Genomic DNA, 20,770 nt, shown 5'->3' on the forward strand with positions numbered 1-20,770 from the left:
TAAAAGCGCATGTTTTAGCTTATCAGTAACTAAAATTAGCCGACTGGTCTATTCTTGTTTATCCTATCACTAAAAAATGGAGGTTAAATGAATAAAAGTGCAGCGAGTAGACAGTCAATATGCGTCGTAGGTGAAAAGCTTTTTGCGTTACACGGTTATAGCGCAGTAGGTATTAAATTAATTCTCGACGAAGTGGGTATTCCTAAAGGTTCTTTTTATCATTACTTTGCCAGTAAAGAAGCGTTTGCTGCAGCTGTGGCTGAACATTATTTCCAGCAGCGCATTCAACCTATCGCTATCGATTCAAGCGTAAACTTTAAAACCAATTTATCTACTGTGCTAAATGGATATCATCAACTCATTGACGAGCTGTTTAGTGGCAGTGAACCACGCGGCTGCTTGATGGGTAACTTGATGGTAGAGGTCAGTAGTCAGTCGCCGCAACTGCATCAAACCTTGAATCAGCTTTATGATCAATGGATCGGCCTATTGAGTGCACTTATTCAACAAGGGCAGCAACAAGGGCATATTCGTGCGGACTTACCGGCATCAACGTTAGCGAGTGTTTTTTGGTCAAATTGGCAAGGAACTATGCTACGCTGCCAAATTAAAATCGATAAAATGGCAGCTAAACGGGCTTTAGTGCAGTGCATACAAATGATGACTCGTTAACGCTAAGCGGTGCGGCGGTTATTTTTATTGTGTATTGCGGCAAAAATATTTATATTTCGGATGATTTTTCGGGGTTTGGAGTGGGTTGAATTGGCTAAAAGATTATTGTTTAGTTGTTTAGTGCTGTTGTTATCTGCATGTGCGTCTTCGCCTGCTGTGGTTATCGCGTCTAAGCCCGTGGTGGTTCCTCCCATGCTTAAGCCAGAACCACCTAAGTGGAGTGAGTCAAACCTACTGAGTTTTCATAATCAATGGAAAGGCACTCCATATCGTTTAGGTGGCCTGAGTAGAAATGGCGTAGATTGTTCAGGGTTTGTGTATTTGGCCTACTTGAATATTGTTGGCGACAAGTTACCTCGTACCGTGAACTCGCAACGTATTTTAGGTAAAGAAATCCCGCGTAATCAGTTAAAAACTGGCGATCTCGTTTTTTTCAAAACCACCCGAACCGTTCGTCATGTCGGTATTTACATGGGCAATGACCGTTTTTTACATGCCTCGACTAAAAAAGGGGTAAAAATTTCGAGTTTGAATAATATCTATTGGAAACCTCGTTTTTGGTTTGCAAAACGCTTAAAAAACCCAACTGTTGAGCAAAATATGTCGATCGCTAGTCTTGTTGATCATGTTCAACAGCAAGACGATTTATAATTTGGCAGCAGTTTAACTAGCTGGTGCCGTTTTTCGCTTAAACGCTAGGCCTGTATCTGAAATGCAGATTTGATTTTCTACCGCCTAGCGTCAGTATATTCATGTTATTTATAGCTATTTTAGGCTAACGCCACGACATAAACGGACCCACTATGCCAGACTCCAAGCATTGGACCTTAAAAAGTATTGCTAAAGAATTAGGTGTGTCGAATGCGACGGTATCTAATGCGTTTAATCGTCCAGATCAGTTGTCGGAAAAACGTCGAATAGACATTCTAGCTGCCTGTAACGAGCTCGGATATTTTGGACCGAATAAAGCAGCGCAATCTTTAAGGCGTGGCAAATTTGATACGGTAGCATTAGTGTTGTCGGACAGTATTGAATACATGGTGTCTGATCCCGTGGCCAGTAAGTTTATGAAAGGCGTTGCGGCAGTTTTTGAGCAACATAAAATTAATTTACTGTTGTTTTCTGGCAGTTCTGACAATGTGAATGGCGTAAATGATTTTGTCGATGGTTTTATTTGTTATGGCCGTCCTCGCAACCGTTTATTGGCCGAGCAATTAAAAAATATCCGTAAAAAAGTGGTGACGGTCGACTTTAATATTCATCGTAGTGCTTCGGTGAGTATCGATAATAAAGCCGGTGCCTATGAAGTGGCTAAATTGGCAATTCAATCTGAGCAAGATCAGGTCGCAATTCTTGGATTACGCTTGCTCGACACTCACTTAACCTGCCGCGTATATGATATTCATTCTATGGAAATCGACACTTCAGTAGCACATCAGCGTTTGCAAGGCTATTTGGATGCCATTGGTGATACTGGGGTTAAGCTTGGTGATGATCGCATTTGGAATATTCCTGAAAGTAATGCCGACTTTGCTGCTATAGCAGCCAAAGAAGCGCTTAATTGTGTACCGCGTCCGAATGTATTTTTGTGCATGAGTGACCTCATTGCCTTGAGTTTAATGCGCGAGGCAATCCAACAAGGTTTGCGGATCCCTGAAGATATTCGAGTGGTGGGTTTTGATGGTATTGATGAAGGCTCACGAGCTATCCCGCCGCTGACAACCGTGTTCCAGCATTCAGAACAAAAAGGCCGTAAAGCCGCAGAAATGTTTATTGCTGATGCCCATCATGCTGAAGTGTTAGGTTATGAACTTTCTCGTGGTGGCAGTTGTTGATGTAATATTGATGACCGGACAATTTTTGATACAAACAGTTCGATACAAATATATCTAGACAATCATATCGAGACCAACAAGGCGCCTAATTAGGCGCCTTGTTTACGTTTAAGCTTACAACACTCGTAGATTATCCGCTGTGTTTAGCCAGTAAATCAGTCAGTACAATGTGAGTCGATTGCTGAGATTCAACGATGTTGATATGGGCTTCTTTGGTGGCAAAATTAACGCTTAACTTGGTTGAACTGTCGCCATGCACCCAACAAAGATCTAACTGATTAGCCTGGTTTGTCATGGTGAACTCACCATTAAAGGCATCGACGTTATTACGTAGAGTAATCAGCTCACATAGCGCTTTAACAACCGGTTTTTGCATGGCGGTTTGAATGTCGCTTACCTGTAGATAAGGGCGGTTAATGTCACGACCTACCTGAGTTTGATTCAGCAATTCCATGGCATTAGGCACAGCCAATAAACCGGTGTAATACACCTGCGGAATACCTGGAGCAAAAAATTGCACGCTTCGAGCGATTAAATAATCAATGTCATTTTGGCCAAGCGCATCGTAGTAGGTGCAATTAACTTGATATAGATCGACATTGCTGGCTGCCGCGCCCGTTGCTTGTAAGCTTTCACCTTTGCTATTGCTATGGATGCGGTTAACTAAGTTATCAATTTCTGCCGCTGTTAATAAACCTGCTTTATTGCCGACCGGGCCAGCGTCAATAATGCCAATGCCGTCATGAGTATCTAATACCGTGACACAGTTGCGTGGGGCAATGGATAGCCAATGGCTTAATGCACTGACATCTTGGCTAAATAAGCTGTGGAGAATCAATGGCGGCAGCGCAAAGTCGTACACCATGTCTACGCGCTTAGCAATATCGAGCTGGGTCATATAATGCGAGTGAATTTCGGCAAGGGTGGTCATGCCTAGGCTGTTGGCTTTTTTGGCTAACTCATCGACAAATTCAAATGATTCTTCAATCATAAAACAGCTAGTGCCTGGTTTTTTAATGGCATAACCCGCAGCGTCAAGACGAATAAGATCGACTTTGCTTTCATGAAAACGCGTTAGCACCTTGTTTAAATGTGCCTGACCTGCAGCGGTATGCACATTAATATCAATTTGATTTGAGGTAAAAGTCGTCCAAAACTCGGCTTGTGTACCGTCGGCGAGTTTATAGGTGGTGAAACAACTCCCCGGACGTGGGCGATAAATTTTAGCTTGGTTTTCTGCGCTTAAACCGTCTGGAAATACACTATCTTTGGTTAAAAATAAATCCCAATAAACAGAGTTTTTGCCGTTGGCAAGCACGTCTTGAAACTCGGTAGACTCTGCTGACATGTGGTTAACGATTAAGTCGGCCATGATGTCGTATTGTTGGCCAATCTGCTTTACGTCATTCCAATCACCAAGACGTTCATCTACTTTTGCATGGTCTATAGGGTCAAAGCCAGCATCGCTGCCGTCAATCGGATAATAAAAAGGTAACAGATGTACGCCACCAAAGAGATCATGCAGTTCTGTGTCGAGAACCTGTTTGAGTCCTTTTAAGTCTGAGTGCGCTATACGATCTACGTAAGTGATCAGCTGAACATTATTTTTCATGTTGGTGACTCTTAAAGTAAGTATTTAAAAAAAACTTAATCGATTAAGTTGTATATTTAACCAATATGAAACATTATTCAAGGGCTTTGTTTAAATATTGAATTCGTTTTCTGTGGGAGAAGACGAATGTGTCGCCATAAATAGACTGTGTGACCACAAAGAAAACATATAACAATAAGGTGAAAAGTATGGTTAACCATATGAAGAGTAATGAGAATAGTGGTAACACTAGGATAAGAATACTAACATATTTAATGTTTTTTATGTTCGCGATGACTTCTGATGCGGTGGGAGTGATTATTCCTGAGCTGATTAACACATTTGATTTATCGATGTCTCAAGCGAGTGCATTTCATTACATGCCAATGCTATTTATCGCATTAAGTGGGCTATTTTTGGGTTTTCTGGCGGATAAGTTAGGCCGGAAAATAACAATTTTAATTGGCTTACTGCTGTTTGCGCTAGCCAGTTTTATGTTCGCATTAGGTGAGTCATTTTATTATTTTCTATGTTTATTGGCGTTAGTCGGTATTGCTATTGGGGTGTTCAAAACGGGTGCGCTAGGATTAATTGGTGATATTTCAACTAACTCAAAACAACACTCAAGTACCATGAATACCGTCGAAGGCTTTTTTGGTGTGGGTGCCATGGTCGGCCCGGCGATTGTCAGCTATTTATTGATAACAGGGGTGTCGTGGAAGTATCTGTATTTTGGTGCAGGGGTGTTTTGTTTAATATTATGTTGGTTAGCTTATAAGGCTGAATACCCGCAACTTAAGCGCTCATCTACTCAAGATATTAATCTAGCCAGTACGTTTAGCATGATGAGGAACCCTTATGCATTGGGCTACTCTTTAGCGATTGGGCTTTATGTTGCTACTGAAGTGGCCATTTATGTATGGATGCCGACGTTATTACTCAACTATGAAGGTGAGTTGGCATTAATCGCGACGTATGCATTAACAATCTTTTTCACATTACGGGCACTGGGACGTTTCTTAGGTGGCTGGATCCTCAATCGATACAGTTGGCAGCAAGTGATGTTTTGGTTCAGCCTAGCAATTAGCCTATGTTATTTAGGTGCAATGATGTATGGCATTTCTGCGGCGGTTATTTTATTGCCTTTATCAGGCTTGTTTATGTCAATGATGTATCCAACATTAAACTCTAAAGGGATCAGTTGTTTCCCTGTTGACCAGCACGGGTCGGTTGCTGGGGTTATTTTATTCTTTACTGCGCTTTCTGCTGCATTAGGTCCATTGTTGATGGGAGTGGTAGGCGACATATTTGGTCATGTTAAATACGGGTTTTATTTAGCAACCGGCTTTGCATTTATGTTGTGCTTATTGGCAGCCTACAATCTGCTTCGTGATCCGTCAGGGCATTTGTTGACCGCTGACGCTAAATAATGAACCTCTGCGATTATAAATATTTAAGCTAATAAACATCTACTTAGGCGATTTTTTAATCCTGTTAACGATAATTGAACATAAATTGTACTTGCAATTTACTATTTAGTTGCTAACTTGTAACTTAATCGATTAAGTATGGGCTTGAATTTAACTTTAACCTTAACCTTTTGACTCGCTACTGAGCTAGTTTGGGGGCTTAGTTCGATTGATGAATATATTACTGATGTTGTTATGGGGAGATAAGACAACATCAATACACTCTATGTGGGGACATAAAAATGATAATAAGCACATCTAAAAAATTTGTATTGAGTACGCTAGCTGTGATGGTTAGTTCGAGCTTGTGGGCTGCTGAAGCAGATACTGCGGAAACCAAGAAAGACGCCATTGGCCTTGAGCGCATTGTGGTAACGGGTGTAGCCCGTGGTACACGTGTAATGGACTCGAGCGTGTCGGTGAGCAGTGTGTCGCCAGAAGATTTAGCGATTAGCTCACCTCGTTCATCAGCCGAAGCGTTCCGTATTATTCCGGGCATGAAGGTTGAATCGACTGGTGGTGAAGGTAACGCCAACATTGCGGTACGTGGTTTACCTGTTGCCTCTGGTGGAGCTAAATTCTTGCAAATTCAAGAAGATGGCTTACCTATTTTACAGTTTGGTGATATTGCATTTGGTAATGCGGATATTTTCTTACGAATTGATTCTACAACACAAACTATTGAGTCAATCCGTGGCGGTTCAGCATCAACAGCTGCCAGTAATGCACCAGGCGGTATTATTAACGTCATCAGTAAAACCGGTACCAGTGATGCTGGCAGTATTTCATCTACTGTAGGCCTAGATTACGATACTTTGCGTACTGATTTTGAATACGGCACCAGCATTAATGACTCGATGCGTTTTCACATCGGTGGCTTTGTGCGCACCGGCGATGGCCCGCGTGACCCTGGTTACACCGCGAACAAGGGGGGCCAAATTAAAGCTAACTTAACCAAAGAGTTTGATTCTGGTTATGTGCGTTTATATGTAAAGCACTTAAATGATAAGAGCATTGGTTATTTGCCGATGCCAATGTATTCCGATGGTAGCTCAATACCTGGATTTGATGCTCAATCTGATACGGTTCATTCAGCTAACATGTTATCAACCCTGCGCTTAGATGCTAACGGCAATATTAGTCGTGGTGATATGCGTGATGGTATGAATCCGATTGTTAACTCGGTGGGACTAGAAGCCTCATTTGATTTAGGTGACGATTGGTTAGTGGAAAACCGTTTCCGTATCTCGGATGTGAGCGGTAATTTTATGTCGTTAATGCCTGCCGAAGTGGCTAACAGCTCAAGTATTGCTAGCAGTATTGGCGGCGCAGGCTCGACACTTATTTATGCTAACGGTGCTAAAGCAGGCCAAGCCTTTGACAGTGACTTAGCAATGCGGGTGCACAGTTTTGATGTGACCATGAATGACTTTGGTTCTATCGTCAATGACATGAAATTAACCAAGACTTTTGACGATTCTAACGTCACTTTTGGTTTTTATACTGCCACTCAAAATATCAATATGACGTGGATGTGGAACTCTTACTTAATGGAAGTGCAAGGCGATAATGCCGCACTTTTAGATGTGGTTGCCGCAGATGGTACATCTTACTCTGATAATGGTTTATATGCTTATGGCGTGCCTTATTGGGGCAATTGTTGCCAACGTAATTACGATTCGGACTACACCATTAAAGCACCGTATATTGCTGCGTCATCTAAGTTTGGCGATTTATCGTTAGACGGTAGCGTGCGCTATGACTCTGGCGATGCCAGTGGTTACTATGCGGGTAATGTGCAATCACAAGTGGATATGAACCGTGATGGGGTGATTTCTCAGCCTGAGTTAAGTGTGTCGTCAATTGATAATGCTAACCCACAGTTAGTGAATTATGACTGGGGATACTTATCTTACTCATTCGGTGCTAACTACCAAGTGTCTGAAGATTTAGCTGCATTTGGTCGTATCAGTCATGGTGGCCGTGCTAATGCTGACCGTTTATTATTTGGTAAGGTGAGTCCTGATGGTTCAGTTTCTGACGAAGACTCAGTGGATAAAGTAGACCAGTACGAAGTGGGTGTGAAGTATCGTTACGATAATATGTCGGTATTTGCGACAGCATTTTACTCTGAAACCGAAGAGCAAAACTTTGAAGCCACAAGCCAAATATTCTTTGACCGTAAATATGAAGCCAAAGGGATTGAGCTAGAAAGTGCTTACTACGTTGGCGATTTCGACTTCCGCGGTAACGTAACCTGGACCGATGCTGAAATTGTTAAAGATGCCCTTAACCCAGGCGTAATCGGCAACACACCACGTCGCCAAGCAGATTTTATTTACTCTCTAATGGGCCGTTATAACTTTGATAAAGGCTCTGTTGGGGTCAATTTGATTGGTACCACTGAGTCTTATGCTCAAGATAACAATGACCTAAGTTTTGATGGTTACACTCAAGTCAATGCGTTTGCGTCGTACCAGCTAACCGATATGTTATCGGTCGCGCTTAACGTCAATAACTTGTTTGATACTGTCGGTATTACCGAAGCTGAAGAAGGTTCGGTACCCGATAACAATATTATTCGTGCCAGAACCATTAACGGCCGTACAACCAGCGCTACCGTTAAGTACGAGTTTTAATCGTTTATTGTCATTGCCTTAGTTGTAATCAGCTAGTTTTAGTCAGCTAGTTGTAGTCATCTTATTTGCAATGGTATTAGTTGCATTAGTTTTAGAAATCCCTGTTAACAAGCCCATGCAAATGGGCTTTTTTTTGGACGTTTTATATGAGTACATTATTGAGTTTTGGTGAAGTATTAATTGATTTACTGCCAGTGGGCCATTCTGGTTTAGTGCACGAGCCTATCCCTGGCGGCGCGCCTGCCAATGTCGCTGTGGGTTACGCTAAATTAGGCGGTAAGAGCCATTTTGCTGGTGGCATTAGTGCTGACCATTATGGCGTGATGTTGCAAGATGCCTTGGCAGCACAAGGTGTGGATGTCAGTTGTTTAACATTAGTGCCAGATGCTGCTACTGCCACCGTGTTAGTTAGTTTAGATGCTCAAGGGGAACGGTCGTTTAGCTTTAATCGGCAAAGCACTGCCGACATGCTATACCGTGAAGCTGATTTTGATGCTATCGATTGGTCTCAAATTGATATTTTTCATCTTTGTTCAAATACATTTACTGAAAAGGCTATTTTCACCGCCAGTCTCTATGGTGCTAAAAAAGCGCATAAAGAACAAACGTTAGTCAGTTTTGATGTCAATTTACGCTTGTCACTATGGCAAGACACTCGGCTGTTATCGGCTCGAGTAGAGCAATGTTTTGGTTACACACACCTGTTGAAAATGAGTAAAGAAGAAGCACTCTATTTGGCTCTGGAGCGTGGGGTATCATTTGACGATTATTTAGCATTCTGTATTGCGCAAGGGGTGAGGTTAATTTTGGTCACCAATGGTGCTGAGTCCGTTTTATGCCACAGTGCTGAGTTTTCCTTTGAGTTGCCGGTGCCTAAAATTGTTGCCATAGATACTACTGCCGCCGGAGATAGCTTTGTTGCGGGGTTCTTATTTGAACTCGGCCGTGATGAAGGATATTTTACTCCTGGGCCTTTAGTACAAAAATTGCTTAATCGAGTGAACGTTCAAACTGCTGCCGAGTTTGCAATTAAGTGTGGTGCGATAACGTGTACGACAAAAGGTGCTTTTCCTGCGCTGCCCGTTTTGGCGCAAGTGCAATCGTGAATCAAATTTGTGTAAATGAGTTATTGAGCAATAAAAAAGAGGTCACCTTAGGTGACCTCTTTTTTTGTTATCACTGAATCAATAACGTGGTTAATCGTGCGTTATGGCCGATTCGGCTAACTCGGTTTTATTTTTGCCTCGTTTTGCGAGGGCATAATAAAACAGTGGCGTTAAGATAAGGCCAAAAATCGTCACCCCAATCATGCCTGAGAATACTGCAACACCCATTGCTTGACGCATTTCTGAACCAGGTCCGCTAGAAAACACCATAGGTACCACACCCATAATGAAGGCTATCGAGGTCATTAAAATAGGCCGTAAACGTAAGCGCCCGGCTTCAAGTATGGCCTCTAATGGTTCCATGCCATCATCTTGTAACTCTTTGGCAAACTCAACAATTAGAATGGCATTTTTGGTTGCCAGCCCCACCAGTACAATTAACCCAATCTGGGTAAAGATATTGTTATCTCCACCGTAGATAAGTACCCCTGTTAATGCCGATAACAGTGTCATTGGGATAATCAGAATAATGGCTATTGGTAAGCTTAAACTTTCATATTGCGCGGCTAATACCATAAACACTAACAAGATAATTAATGGGTAAATATAGGCGCCCGCATTGCCTGCCAAAATTTGTTGGTAGGTGATCTCAGTCCACTCGTAGGTCATACCGTTAGGTAAGGTTTCAGCTAAAATCTTTTCAATTGCAGCTTGCGCCTCACCGCTACTAAATCCAGGTGCAGCACCACCATTTAATTCCGCAGTGGTAAAACCGTTGTAATGCATGACTCGGTCTGGACCAGATGAATTGGTGACATTAATAAATGAACCAATAGGCACCATTTCACCTTGGTTGTTACGTACTTTTAGTTGGGCGATTTGTTCAGGGGTTTGTCTAAACTGCTCATCTGCTTGTACGTTCACTTGATAAGTTCGGCCAAACTGGTTGAAGTCGTTGGCGTAAACCGAACCCATGTATCCCTGCAGGGTGGAGAACAATTCGTCTAACGACACCGATTGCTGCTTGGCTTTAGTACGATCGATGTTTACTTCAAGTTGTGGCACATTGACTTGATAACTCGAGAATACTCCTGCTAGCTCTGGCGTTGCCCATGCTTTTTGCATCACTTGCATGGTCACTTTATACAACTCTTCGTAACCGTAGTTAGCACGATCTTGAATTTGTAATCTAAAGCCACCAATGGTGCCTAAGCCTTGCACTGGCGGTGGCGGGAAAATCGCAATAAATGCGCCATTAATCGAGGCGAATTTTTGATTTAACGCGGCAGCAATAGCACCTGCTGATAATGATGGATCTTTGCGATCGGCAAAGTCATCCAGCGGGGTAAATAAAATGGCGCTGTTAGTACTATTGGTAAAGCCATTAATGCTTAAACCTGGGAAGGCTACAGCATGGGCGACACCAGGTTGCTCAAGTGCAATACGTGACATTTCTTTCACGATAGCTTCAGTGCGATCTAATGATGCAGCATCAGGTAGTTGGGCAAAGGCAATAAGATATTGTTTATCTTGCCCAGGCACATAACCTGTTGGGGTATTGGCAAACTGTAAGCCTGTTAAGCCGACTAAACCGATATACAAAATACCAATGACAGCACCAAAACGAATGATTTTCTTCACTAACCAGCCGTAACCGTTAGACATACGCGCAAACATGCGGTTAAACGGATTAAATAACCAACCGCCTAATAACTTATCCATACCGCGGGTAAGTGCGTCTTTTTTCTCGTGATGACCTTTAAGCAATAATGCCGATAAAGCAGGGCTAAGGGTTAACGAGTTAATTGCCGAAATAAAAGTGGAGATGGTAATGGTTAGCGCAAACTGTTTATAAAACTGTCCGGTTAAGCCTGACATAAATGCAGTAGGAATAAATACCGCCGCCAGTACCAATGTGGTGGCAATAATCGGACCGGTCACTTCTTTCATTGCCTTTTGAGTGGCAGCAACGGGCGATAATCCGTCTGAGATATTTCGCTCAACGTTTTCAACTACTACAATCGCATCATCGACCACGATACCAATCGCCAGCACTAAGCCAAACAGTGATAAGGCATTCAGCGAAAAGCCCATTAGGTGCATAAAGGCGAATGTACCCACAAGTGATACTGGAACCGCCACTAATGGAATAATGGATGCGCGCCACGTTTGTAAAAACAGCACTACCACTAATACAACCAGCAATAATGCTTCAACCAGTGTTTGTACCACAGCTTTAATTGAGCCACGCACGAACACGGTAGGATCATAAACGATGTCGTAGGTTAAGCCTTCTGGAAATGACTTAGACAACTCAGCCATTTTAGAACGAACATCATCAGATATTTGAATCGCGTTAGAACCCGAGGCCTGGAACACAGGTAATGCAGCCGCGTCTTTATTGTCTAACATTGAGCGTAGGGCGTAAGTCGATGCACCTAATTCAACCCGGGCAACATCTTTTAAACGAGTGATCTGACCTTGATCACCCACTTTAACAATAATGTCTTCGAACTCTTCAACGTTGGATAAACGGCCTTTAACGTTAATCAGTAATTGGAAATCACTGTCGCCACTAGGTTGCGCGCCTAAACTGCCGGCTGCGGCTTGTTGGTTTTGCTCACGAATAGCGGCAACAATATTGCTCGGTGATAATCCGATTGCCGCTACTTTATTAGGGTCTAACCACACACGCATACTGTAGTCGCCAGCGCCAAACACACGCACAGCACCCACACCGGTAATACGGGCTAATTCATCTTTTACTTTTAATACCGCATAGTTAGACAGATACAACATGTCATAACGATCGTCGGGCGAGGTTAAATGCACCACCATGGTTAAGCTAGGTGATGACTTTTCGGTGACTATGCCTAAGCGTTGTACTTCTTCTGGTAAACGAGGTTTTGCTCGTTCGACCCGGCTTTGGACTTGGGTTTGAGCTAAATCAACATCAGTACCAATCGCAAAGGTGATGGTTAGCGTCATGCGCCCATCAGACGTGGCTTGCGAAGACATGTACAACATGTTTTCTACGCCGTTAATCTCTTGCTCTAGCGGTGATGCAACGGTTTCAGCAATGATTTTAGGGTTAGCACCTGGGTAGTTTGCCGTAACAACTACCGTTGGCGGCACCACTTCAGGGTATTCGGTAATGGGTAATTGCCATACTGCTAGCGCGCCTGAAATAAAGAACAGCAGCGACAGAACAGCGGCAAAAATTGGTCTTTTAATAAAGAATTGAGACAACATTATGTGGTTTCCTTAACCCTGACTTGCGTCATCAGCAACACTTGCTGTTAATGGCTGGTTATCGAGGAGGCGTTGTGCTTGATGTAATGCTTCTAATTTGTCGCTATCGGCCATGTCGGTGAGATTTGGCTCAATAGTGACGTTAGGGCGTACTTTCTGCAGACTGTTTACCACGATGGTATCGTTAGGGGATAAACCGGCAGTAATAATACGTAAACCGTGAAGCTTCTCACCTAGGCTAACGCTACGATACTCAAGGGTGTTTTTGTCATTTACTACCAGAACAAACTTGTTATTTAAGTCAGTAAAAATGGCTTTGTCGTCAATTAAAATGCTGTCGTATGACTCGCTACCAGCAATGCTGATGCGGGCAAATAAGCCGGGTAATAATTGATTATCTTGGTTGGCAAAGTTTGCTCGAACGCGGATAGTACCTGTTTGTTGATCAACCGAATTATCGACAAAGTCGATCACACCCTGGTGGTTAAAACTGGTTTCATTTGCCAGAGCCATCACCACAGCATTGTTGCCCAAACGTGGATTTTGACGTTTGTTCTCGAACGATAACGCGGAATATTTTAAATACGTTTGCTCATCGATATCAAAATAAGCGTACATATGCGACGTAGAGACTAAGCTGGTGAGATGCGTTTGTCCTGCGGTGACATAATTACCTGCCGTTTCGTTGGCATACGATACTCGACCAGTGATTGGGGCGGTAACATGGGTATATTCAACGTTAAGTTGGGCGCTAGTTAATGCTGCTTTAACTGATGCTACAGCAGCGGCAGTTTGATGCATATTAGAGCGACGAGTATCAATAAGCTCTTCTGAAACCGCTTTTTGATGGAACAGCTTGTTGGCTCGTTCATAATCATTTTCAGCAAGTTGGTTAGCTGATATTGCACTGGTTAATTCTGCTTTAAGACGCTCATATTCAGCCGTAAATACACTCGAGTCGATGGTAAATAACACATCGCCTTTTTGCACTAGCGCGCCTTCTTTAAAGTTAATCGATTCAATATAACCTGACACGCGAGGTACCAAAGTAACCTTTTCTGGAGCTTGTAAGCGTCCAGTAAATTGATCCCACTCGGTAATGCGTTCATAAAGTACGTTGGCAACATCCACCTTAGGCGCTGCGGGTGTATTCGCTTGTTGTGCTGGTTGCTTTCCGCACGCCACTAATAGCAATGCCGTTAGGCTTACTAACAAAGTGATTTTAATTGATTTTAACGTCTTCATGGTGCTGTCCTCTAATCCATAGCATTTACGTTATTTAACAAGCTATTGGGTGCGTTACTTTTGTCTTTGGCTATTTTTTTATACCAATCGGTACAAATTGTTCTGTACCGCATGGTAATATATAGATTAAAATACAACTGTCAATTAGTTTTGTACCGATTGGTATTAAATTATTATGACAAGGTGATTAATAATCAGCATGATGAAATAGCTTCACGGCATATAACGTGGAGAGTCACGATGAAATAGCGTTAATCAATGCTTGATAAAGATGAAAAAAAGCGCTTAATCTACTTATTATTAACCCTTTCTATGATTTAGCGTTGTGCTAAGATGTACGAATTATCTATCGTAAATTAGTCAGTTAACGTGATGATAAATAATGATTCGTTAATATAAGAGGTACTATTGATGACAATAACTAAAGCAGCTTGCGTCGGACGCCCTCGTGGGTTTGATATCGACTTTGCATTAGAGCAAGCGCTACATGTTTTTTGGCGTAATGGCTATGAAGGTACCTCTATAAGCGAATTAACTGAGGTGATGGGAATTAAAAAACCCAGCCTATATGCTGCATTTGGTAATAAAGAGCAGTTGTTCTTAAAAGCCATTGAGCTTTATGAAAACCGCCCAGATTCGCTATTTAATACCGCCTTTAAACATGAGCATATTGCCGATGTTATTCGAGCTTTATTAGTAGGCGCGGCGGCGCAGTTCACCGATTGTAGCCACCCGCAAGGTTGTGCGCTAATCAATAGTGCGTTGTCATGCAATGAAGCAAGCGAAGGGATTAAAGAAGCGGTTCATCTGCTGCAAACTAAACATCAATCTGAATTAATTGATCAGTTTGCTGAGGCTAAACAAAGAGGCGAATTAGCTGATGATTGTCAGCCGAAAGTGTTAGCAACCTTGATCGTGACATTGTTTAAAGGTATGTCTATCCAAGCTGCTGATGGCGCGACACATGATGATTTACGTAATGTTGCAGAAATGGCGGTTACGGGGATTTTAGCCCAACATGTTAAAGGGTATTCAGGCATGAAATAAGCGTCTTTAAAAGATGCTGTCTGACAGTGTTTTATAACAGGAAGCGTCATCTTTTTTTATTGATGTTAGCGGCCAAGTTCAAACCAAACCAATTTATGTCTTGCTTCTACAATTAACAGCCTGTGGTTAGGGCATAAACGATTGGATCGGCCGGCTTAGTGCCATCGACAAAGTAACGCAAGCTGCAGTTGCCATTAATGTCATATCCCTTAGGGAAAATATACACGTTACCTCCTGACACATCAAAGAGTCCCCAGTCTGCGGTAATAGTATCATTTGCATTCGTCATCACTTCAAAAGAACCGTCAATCGACACCGCGACATTTGCACTCAGAGAGGTTATGTACCCCACAGTAGTACTAATCGTTGTGCCGTTGACCGTCACCGAACCAGGCTCGAGCTTTTCCTGCCCAGCCAATACTGCTTTTGAATAAACCAAGGTGTTAGCTGATTTTAATGCACCTTGTAAGCCATTTAAACTGGCAATAAGCGCATCACTTTTGAGATTGATAAATTTAAGTGCGGCAACTACGGCTAAAATGCCTAAAATAATAATGACCACCACCAATTCAATAAGGGTGAAACCACGTTGTTTGCTTGTATGCATAGAACTCACTCGCTTTATGTTGTTACGCTATACTGACGGGTTGCTAGGCCATATATTATGACGGATCTCATGGCATTCATCGTTTATCGTTGGGCATATTAAATAGCTGCCAAACCAAAACATTAACCCGTATTACTCAGTTCAATTATTTCAGTATGAATACCCCACAGACAGAAGTCATTGTTTGCCTTGGTCAATGGAATCCTAAATCGGTGATCTATCTATCAGTTTAACATTTTGTGAATGTCGATTTTTTTGGTAGATTGTCGGCATATATTTGCATTACTGCTTTTACCCCACATAAGGGAAAGATAACCATGAGCAAAGCTAAAATAGGCATCGTTACCGTTAGCGATCGTGCCAGTGCTGGCATATATGAAGATCTGTCTGGTAAGGCGATTATTGATGTATTGAATGAGTATTTAACCTCGGAATGGGAACCTGTTTATAAGGTGATCCCCGATGAGCGTGACGTTATTGAAGCCACATTGATTGATTTAGCTGACAATCAAGACTGCTGTTTAATCGTGACCACTGGTGGGACGGGCCCAGCAAAACGCGACGTAACGCCAGAAGCAACCGAAGCGGTGTGCGATAGAATGATGCCTGGTTTTGGTGAACTAATGCGCGCCGAATCATTAAAATTTGTACCAACCGCTATTTTGTCTCGTCAAACAGCGGGTCTTCGTGCCGACTCATTAATTGTTAATCTACCCGGTAAACCTAAGTCTATCCGTGAATGTTTGGATGCTGTATTCCCTGCAATTCCTTATTGCATCGATTTAATGGATGGACCGTTTTTAGTCTGTGATGAAGCGGTGATAAAGCCGTTTAGACCTAAAGCGAAGTAACTGTGACTGAGCAGTTGCTAGAGAATAAATGACTGCAAAGTCAGTATTTAATAAATAATGCCGTCCAGTTGTGACGGCATTATTTATTATCCCATATCGACGAAAATTTATAGCGGCCCCCATAACAGATTCGGTGTTACAGCTGTTTAAACTGCTGCTTTAAATCAAAATCACTGTCAGTTACTAATTTCTCTAATACTTGTACTCGTTCAATCAATGCTTGGTTTTGTGCTTGTAGATCGCTAACACTGCCCATGTCAGTTTGCTGCTTATGCTTCATATAATACTTAAACATTTCAGATGCAGTGGTGCCAACCACAATAATGAAGACCAACGCGATAATGGCGATATCATTTTCCATAATGACTCCTTATTAATGCTCTTTTGTTAATAGATTTGTGACTTTCTTATCTGACTTACTCTTATTAAAAGCGCTAGCTAATCTCTCTTGCTAATTACCTCAGCCTTATCTCTACTCGTTAAGGCTGAGGCTCGTCGTTATAAGCTAACGGTTATAAACCAAAGACGACTTTTTCACTTTTAAGCGACTTTTCTAAGCCCGCGGCTAATGCAATGGCAATGATCAGTGTGGTCACAGATGAAATAATTAATTGCATCATTGGAATCTCACGACCTTTAATAAAGTCCATTAATGCTTGTTGCTGGCCAGATACGGGTAACCACTGCAATACGTCTGGGGCGATGTTGTAACTGGCCGCCATTGACAGTGCCAGTGGTACAAATAACACCATGGTTAAGTATGATTGCGCCTCTTTAAAGGTTTTAGCCATAAACGATACATACAGTTGTAAGGTTGCGGCCATCAAGGCGACTGGAATACCCACAAGGAACATTAAGCCCATAAAGTCTGGAGTGATATTGACGGTAAAGCCAATTTCTTGCCATGGTACAAAGGGGTAAGCTACTTTTGATACCAGTAAAATCAAGATTAAGCCGAGCAAAGCAAAACAGGTTACGGCAATAATTTTACCGATGACTAATTCGCGGGTGCTCATTGGGTGGCTTAACAATAGTGCTAGTGAGTTACGCTCACGCTCACCTGCGCTGGTGTCGATAGCGAGGTTCATACCGGAAATAAATACCGAGTACATCATGGTGAAAATAGCGATGCCTAAAATCATCCCACCTTTAGAGTCTGGTGTGGCTTTGTCTTCGATATTGACCTTTAATGGCTGGGTTATCCGAGGATTAATACCGCGGGCAATTAAGCGAATACTGCCCATTTCAGCACTGTATGCTTGCAGTTGACGCTCTAGTCGACGAATTGATTTTTGCAGCTTTTCATCTGAATTGTCGGCTATTAATATCACTTCAGCTTGTTTAGCTTTGGCCATGTTAGCGGCGTAATCGTCACTAATGGTTAAGATTATTTTGTTCGCCTGTTCATCTTCACCGTGGTTGATGCCGTTATTACTTAAGTAGCGCACTAAATCTGGGGCGTTATTGGCATTGTTGATATTGATGTTTAAATCTTCTGGACTAGACAGCTGACCAATTAACACCATGAACATGCCGCACATGATCAACGGCGTACCAATGGCATAATATAAACCAGCCATAACCGATCGTTTATCTCGTGCGGCGTCGATGAGTTCTTTGCGCACCATTGCGAGTATCATTTTCATTATGCTGCAATCCCTTCGTCGGTACCGATAAGTTCGATAAATGCATCTTCTAGTGAGTCTTTACCTGTTTGCTGACACAGTTCATCAGGACTACCGATGGCGACTACTTTGCCATTAGCCATCACGATAACGCGATCACACAAGGCGGCGACTTCTTGCATCACGTGGCTTGAAAACAGCACGCAATGACCTTGGTCTTTGAGCTGCAATAAAATGTCGCGCAACAAACGGGTACTCATCACATCAAGCCCGCGAGTAGGTTCGTCTAAAATGATGTTACTTGGCTTATGAACAATGGCTTGTGCTAATGCCGTTTTCATCCGCTGGCCTTGAGAAAAACCTTTGCAGCGACGGTCACAAATGTCTTCCAGCTTTAATTGTGCAATCACATCTGCGGTGGCTTCTTTCGCTTGTTTGCGCGACATACCGCTGAGTTCGGCAAAGAAGCTAATGTATTCACGCGGGCTTAAACGTTCATATAAACCAAAAGGGTCGGGGAATAAGCCTAACTGCTTTTTGGCGCCAATTGGATCAACTGCAACATCTATGTTATCAACGGTAGCTGTGCCTGAGTCTGGCTTAAGTAAACCAAATAAGGTGCGTAAACAGGTGGTTTTACCGGCACCATTTGGGCCAAGTAAACCGGTAATTTGGCCATTCTCAGCGCTAAAGCTTAAGTTATCTAAGGCCTGCACATCGCCAATTTTTTTGGTTAAGTTTGCAACAGTAATCATGACTATTCCTTATCCGCAGCGGTATTCGCTGGTGCTGTTGTTTCTATGTCAGTGGGCGTGTCGATAACCGGTAGCGCTTCAACGGTATTGGCATTAAGGTAAAAGCTACGACGGACATCTTTTTGTAAGCATTCACCGTTGATGTCTTTTACTGAACCTTGGTCAACTAACTGGGCGACGAGGTCATTGCCACAGCTTTGGCCTGCCACGCCATGTGTTGCGTAAGGTGCAATGAAGTGCTTTGATTTTGTCAGTTTTTCTTGTGCCATTGCGCCCCAGTTTGGCGGTGTTGCCGGGTCGAGTTCGCCAGATAACAGTAAGGTGGGTATATCACTGAGAATTGGCTCACTAAAGTTGTCATCTACTTGTGGTATCGGCCAGGCTTGGCAGGTTTTTTCTAATCCATCTAACATATTACCGCTGATGTACGACTCTTTTGCATCTTTACGCATTTGATCAGTAATGCGGTGAATGTCTTCACCACACACAACGGAGGCGTGCATGCCCATCGCAATACCTGTGCTATCAGCAGTTAATGTGTAAATACCTAATATCGGTTGGTAATTACCTTGTGCCGCTTGATGAATAGCATGCGGGATAAGTGCACGGATGTTTGCCATGTACATCGCCATTCTAATAGCGCCGCTAAACTTGCCGCGGGTGAGTAAAAACTCGCTGAGTTCATCTGTTTGTGGGTCACGTACTTGTTGGCTTATTGGAGCGGTGGCGAGCAGTTGGTCGACTTTATTGTATTTGTCAGCCAAGTCAGGAAATTGTTGCTGGCAAGCAGGAGTACTTATACAGTCGCGCCATAATACATTTAAACCACGTTCTATTGAGTCACCAATCGCCACAACACTTTGTTGCATTGGCACTACGCCATCTAGTGTCACGGTTAATAAGGCTTCTGGGTAATGGCGCATATAAAGCTGTGCCATACGTGTTCCGTAGGAAATACCGTATAAATGCAGTTTTTGGTAATCCAAATATTCGCGTACTGCTTCGAAGTCTGTTAACGCGGTATTACTACCGTATTGGCTTACATCGGCATCAATTTGACCTAGGCATTTTTCTGTCATGGCAATGATATCAAGATCGTCATCATTCATACTGAGTAATTCAGTGGTGTCATCGTCGCAAGATAAAATGTTCGATTTACCGGTACCACGCTGATCAATCAGTAAAATATCGCGTTGCTGACGAACTTTGGTCAACATGCGATTAAAGAAAGCGGCATTTTCAATGGCTGACTGGCCTGGTCCGCCTGCGATTGCCAGTAACGCTTCATTTGGGTGAGTGTTTTTAATGGCTGGCAAAATAGCAAAATGAATGTCGATTTGCTTACCGTCAGGTAGCTGAGGGTTTTCCAGTACAGTTATTTTACCGCACTGTAATTGCTCGTCTAAACCGTCTAAGTAACAAGCACTGGTTTTAGCCGGTGCTGCCACATTGGTTTGTGATGTGTCAGCATGACTATTGTTGGCGAGTAAAATAGCAATAGCGACCGCGAGCCATCGGCTAGTACGTGTTGCCGATTGGCATAACCCAGAGCGGGTTGACCGCTTGGCTAAGACTGTGTTGATAAACTTCCTGTTGATCATCGGAACGTTTCCTTTTTGCATTTCATGACGATTATGATACCTTAGCACTTAGTGTATGAGTGTATCAATGTATTAATACAGTTGTTAAAGGCTAATGTTAGAATTAATAAATGTCAACCCCAGCAGTGGTGAACCCATCTATCGACAGTTGCACGATCAAATCGTGCGCTTAATTGTCGGCGGGCAATTGCACCCTGAAGATGTTCTGCCTTCGGTGCGCCAACTTGCCGAGCATTTAGCGGTAAACCCGATGACGGTATCACGTGCTATGCAGCAACTTGTCGACCAAGGTTGGGTTGAGCGCCGTCGTGGTCAGCCGTCACGCGTAGCTGCTAGAACTGCGGCCAATAATGATTCAGGCAGCAGTTTGTTGGCACCACAATTAACTGCATTAGTTGAGCAGGCACGGCAGCTAGGGGTCGATTATGACCAGTTACAAGTATTGTTGGAACAATTTTGGAATAAAGAATAGCCA

The 20,770-nt window shown here is 42.8% G+C and carries 17 protein-coding genes; 9 read left to right on the forward strand and 8 right to left on the reverse strand.

Translation table 11 applies throughout. The annotated features are described in order from the left end of the window. Positions 1-87 precede the first annotated feature (87 nt). The 3 genes from AAEY98_RS05495 (at position 88) to AAEY98_RS05505 (ending at position 2,507) form a co-directional block, all read left to right on the forward strand. Positions 88-672, forward strand: a complete 585-nt coding sequence (locus AAEY98_RS05495; protein WP_162024200.1) for a TetR/AcrR family transcriptional regulator — start codon at positions 88-90, stop codon at positions 670-672. A gap of 60 nt (positions 673-732) precedes the next feature. Beyond that, positions 733-1,323: a C40 family peptidase gene (locus AAEY98_RS05500; protein ID WP_101088656.1), complete on the forward strand. Its 591-nt coding sequence runs from the start codon at positions 733-735 to the stop codon at positions 1,321-1,323. 152 nt (positions 1,324-1,475) lie between these two features. After that, positions 1,476-2,507, forward strand: coding sequence for a LacI family DNA-binding transcriptional regulator (locus AAEY98_RS05505; protein ID WP_351015469.1), 1,032 nt, complete (start codon positions 1,476-1,478; stop codon positions 2,505-2,507). Positions 2,508-2,637: 130 nt separating this feature from the next. Here the strand turns inward: AAEY98_RS05505 and gtfA are convergent, their stop codons facing one another. Continuing rightward, on the reverse strand, positions 2,638-4,119 hold the full coding sequence (gene gtfA, locus AAEY98_RS05510; protein WP_351015472.1) for a sucrose phosphorylase: 1,482 nt from the start codon (positions 4,117-4,119) through the stop codon (positions 2,638-2,640). Positions 4,120-4,307: 188 nt separating this feature from the next. Between gtfA and AAEY98_RS05515 the strand changes: the two genes are divergently transcribed. The 3 genes from AAEY98_RS05515 to AAEY98_RS05525 all read left to right on the forward strand — a co-directional run bounded on the left by AAEY98_RS05515 (position 4,308) and on the right by AAEY98_RS05525 (position 9,312). Further along, on the forward strand, positions 4,308-5,528 hold the full coding sequence (locus tag AAEY98_RS05515) for an MFS transporter (RefSeq protein ID WP_101088653.1): 1,221 nt from the start codon (positions 4,308-4,310) through the stop codon (positions 5,526-5,528). Between the two features lie 281 nt (positions 5,529-5,809). Beyond that, positions 5,810-8,206, forward strand: coding sequence for a TonB-dependent receptor domain-containing protein (locus tag AAEY98_RS05520; protein ID WP_351015475.1), 2,397 nt, complete (start codon positions 5,810-5,812; stop codon positions 8,204-8,206). A gap of 146 nt (positions 8,207-8,352) precedes the next feature. Then, a complete protein-coding gene (locus AAEY98_RS05525) occupies positions 8,353-9,312 on the forward strand; it encodes a carbohydrate kinase family protein (RefSeq protein ID WP_192116234.1) in 960 nt (319 codons plus the stop codon). Between the two features lie 90 nt (positions 9,313-9,402). Here AAEY98_RS05525 and AAEY98_RS05530 read toward each other — a convergent pair whose 3' ends face one another. Beyond that, positions 9,403-12,567 carry an efflux RND transporter permease subunit gene (locus AAEY98_RS05530; protein WP_502959449.1) on the reverse strand — a complete coding sequence of 1,055 codons (3,165 nt, stop codon included), beginning with the start codon at positions 12,565-12,567 and terminating at the stop codon, positions 9,403-9,405. A gap of 9 nt (positions 12,568-12,576) precedes the next feature. After that, positions 12,577-13,809 carry an efflux RND transporter periplasmic adaptor subunit gene (locus AAEY98_RS05535; protein ID WP_182744666.1) on the reverse strand — a complete coding sequence of 411 codons (1,233 nt, stop codon included), beginning with the start codon at positions 13,807-13,809 and terminating at the stop codon, positions 12,577-12,579. 411 nt (positions 13,810-14,220) lie between these two features. Here AAEY98_RS05535 and AAEY98_RS05540 point away from each other — a divergent pair, with 411 nt between their 5' ends. Beyond that, complete coding sequence (locus AAEY98_RS05540; RefSeq protein WP_351015479.1) at positions 14,221-14,856, forward strand: TetR/AcrR family transcriptional regulator; 636 nt, start codon at positions 14,221-14,223, stop codon at positions 14,854-14,856. 112 nt (positions 14,857-14,968) lie between these two features. Here the strand turns inward: AAEY98_RS05540 and AAEY98_RS05545 are convergent, their stop codons facing one another. Then, positions 14,969-15,463 carry a prepilin-type N-terminal cleavage/methylation domain-containing protein gene (locus tag AAEY98_RS05545; protein ID WP_351015482.1) on the reverse strand — a complete coding sequence of 165 codons (495 nt, stop codon included), beginning with the start codon at positions 15,461-15,463 and terminating at the stop codon, positions 14,969-14,971. A gap of 317 nt (positions 15,464-15,780) precedes the next feature. Between AAEY98_RS05545 and mog the strand changes: the two genes are divergently transcribed. After that, the gene (gene mog, locus AAEY98_RS05550; protein ID WP_011639389.1) at positions 15,781-16,314 is read left to right on the forward strand and encodes a molybdopterin adenylyltransferase; all 534 of its coding nucleotides are present in this window, start codon (positions 15,781-15,783) and stop codon (positions 16,312-16,314) included. A gap of 136 nt (positions 16,315-16,450) precedes the next feature. Here mog and AAEY98_RS05555 read toward each other — a convergent pair whose 3' ends face one another. The 4 genes from AAEY98_RS05555 to AAEY98_RS05570 all read right to left on the reverse strand — a co-directional run bounded on the left by AAEY98_RS05555 (position 16,451) and on the right by AAEY98_RS05570 (position 20,295). Beyond that, positions 16,451-16,675 carry a hypothetical protein gene (locus tag AAEY98_RS05555; RefSeq protein ID WP_351015485.1) on the reverse strand — a complete coding sequence of 75 codons (225 nt, stop codon included), beginning with the start codon at positions 16,673-16,675 and terminating at the stop codon, positions 16,451-16,453. Between the two features lie 151 nt (positions 16,676-16,826). Continuing rightward, the gene (locus tag AAEY98_RS05560) at positions 16,827-17,960 is read right to left on the reverse strand and encodes an ABC transporter permease (RefSeq protein ID WP_351015488.1); all 1,134 of its coding nucleotides are present in this window, start codon (positions 17,958-17,960) and stop codon (positions 16,827-16,829) included. After that, complete coding sequence (locus AAEY98_RS05565) at positions 17,960-18,694, reverse strand: ABC transporter ATP-binding protein (RefSeq protein ID WP_335691686.1); 735 nt, start codon at positions 18,692-18,694, stop codon at positions 17,960-17,962. Before AAEY98_RS05565 ends, AAEY98_RS05560 begins: the two co-directional genes overlap by 1 nt. Positions 18,695-18,696: 2 nt before the next feature. Then, positions 18,697-20,295, reverse strand: a complete 1,599-nt coding sequence (locus tag AAEY98_RS05570) for an alpha/beta hydrolase (RefSeq protein ID WP_351015491.1) — start codon at positions 20,293-20,295, stop codon at positions 18,697-18,699. A 94-nt stretch (positions 20,296-20,389) separates the two neighbouring features. Between AAEY98_RS05570 and AAEY98_RS05575 the strand changes: the two genes are divergently transcribed. Further along, positions 20,390-20,767 (forward strand): GntR family transcriptional regulator, encoded by a 378-nt coding sequence (locus AAEY98_RS05575; RefSeq protein WP_011639383.1) that lies wholly within the window; start codon positions 20,390-20,392, stop codon positions 20,765-20,767. Positions 20,768-20,770 lie beyond the last annotated feature (3 nt).

The sequence above is a fragment of the Shewanella sp. AC91-MNA-CIBAN-0169 genome, from assembly GCF_040310165.1.
In the GTDB taxonomy this organism is placed as follows: Bacteria; Pseudomonadota; Gammaproteobacteria; order Enterobacterales; family Shewanellaceae; genus Shewanella.

What these genes read in the sequence shown, in the direction of transcription:
- AAEY98_RS05495 (WP_162024200.1), top strand. Translation starts at nt 88, where the DNA reads ATGAATAAAAGTGCAGCGAGTAGACAGTCAATATGCGTCGTAGGTGAA.
- AAEY98_RS05500 (WP_101088656.1), top strand. Translation starts at nt 733, where the DNA reads ATGATTTTTCGGGGTTTGGAGTGGGTTGAATTGGCTAAAAGATTATTG.
- AAEY98_RS05505 (WP_351015469.1), top strand. Translation starts at nt 1,476, where the DNA reads ATGCCAGACTCCAAGCATTGGACCTTAAAAAGTATTGCTAAAGAATTA.
- gtfA (WP_351015472.1), bottom strand. Translation starts at nt 4,119, where the DNA reads ATGAAAAATAATGTTCAGCTGATCACTTACGTAGATCGTATAGCGCAC.
- AAEY98_RS05515 (WP_101088653.1), top strand. Translation starts at nt 4,308, where the DNA reads ATGGTTAACCATATGAAGAGTAATGAGAATAGTGGTAACACTAGGATA.
- AAEY98_RS05520 (WP_351015475.1), top strand. Translation starts at nt 5,810, where the DNA reads ATGATAATAAGCACATCTAAAAAATTTGTATTGAGTACGCTAGCTGTG.
- AAEY98_RS05525 (WP_192116234.1), top strand. Translation starts at nt 8,353, where the DNA reads ATGAGTACATTATTGAGTTTTGGTGAAGTATTAATTGATTTACTGCCA.
- AAEY98_RS05535 (WP_182744666.1), bottom strand. Translation starts at nt 13,809, where the DNA reads ATGAAGACGTTAAAATCAATTAAAATCACTTTGTTAGTAAGCCTAACG.
- AAEY98_RS05540 (WP_351015479.1), top strand. Translation starts at nt 14,221, where the DNA reads ATGACAATAACTAAAGCAGCTTGCGTCGGACGCCCTCGTGGGTTTGAT.
- AAEY98_RS05545 (WP_351015482.1), bottom strand. Translation starts at nt 15,463, where the DNA reads ATGCATACAAGCAAACAACGTGGTTTCACCCTTATTGAATTGGTGGTG.
- mog (WP_011639389.1), top strand. Translation starts at nt 15,781, where the DNA reads ATGAGCAAAGCTAAAATAGGCATCGTTACCGTTAGCGATCGTGCCAGT.
- AAEY98_RS05555 (WP_351015485.1), bottom strand. Translation starts at nt 16,675, where the DNA reads ATGGAAAATGATATCGCCATTATCGCGTTGGTCTTCATTATTGTGGTT.
- AAEY98_RS05560 (WP_351015488.1), bottom strand. Translation starts at nt 17,960, where the DNA reads ATGAAAATGATACTCGCAATGGTGCGCAAAGAACTCATCGACGCCGCA.
- AAEY98_RS05565 (WP_335691686.1), bottom strand. Translation starts at nt 18,694, where the DNA reads ATGATTACTGTTGCAAACTTAACCAAAAAAATTGGCGATGTGCAGGCC.
- AAEY98_RS05570 (WP_351015491.1), bottom strand. Translation starts at nt 20,295, where the DNA reads ATGATCAACAGGAAGTTTATCAACACAGTCTTAGCCAAGCGGTCAACC.
- AAEY98_RS05575 (WP_011639383.1), top strand. Translation starts at nt 20,390, where the DNA reads ATGTTAGAATTAATAAATGTCAACCCCAGCAGTGGTGAACCCATCTAT.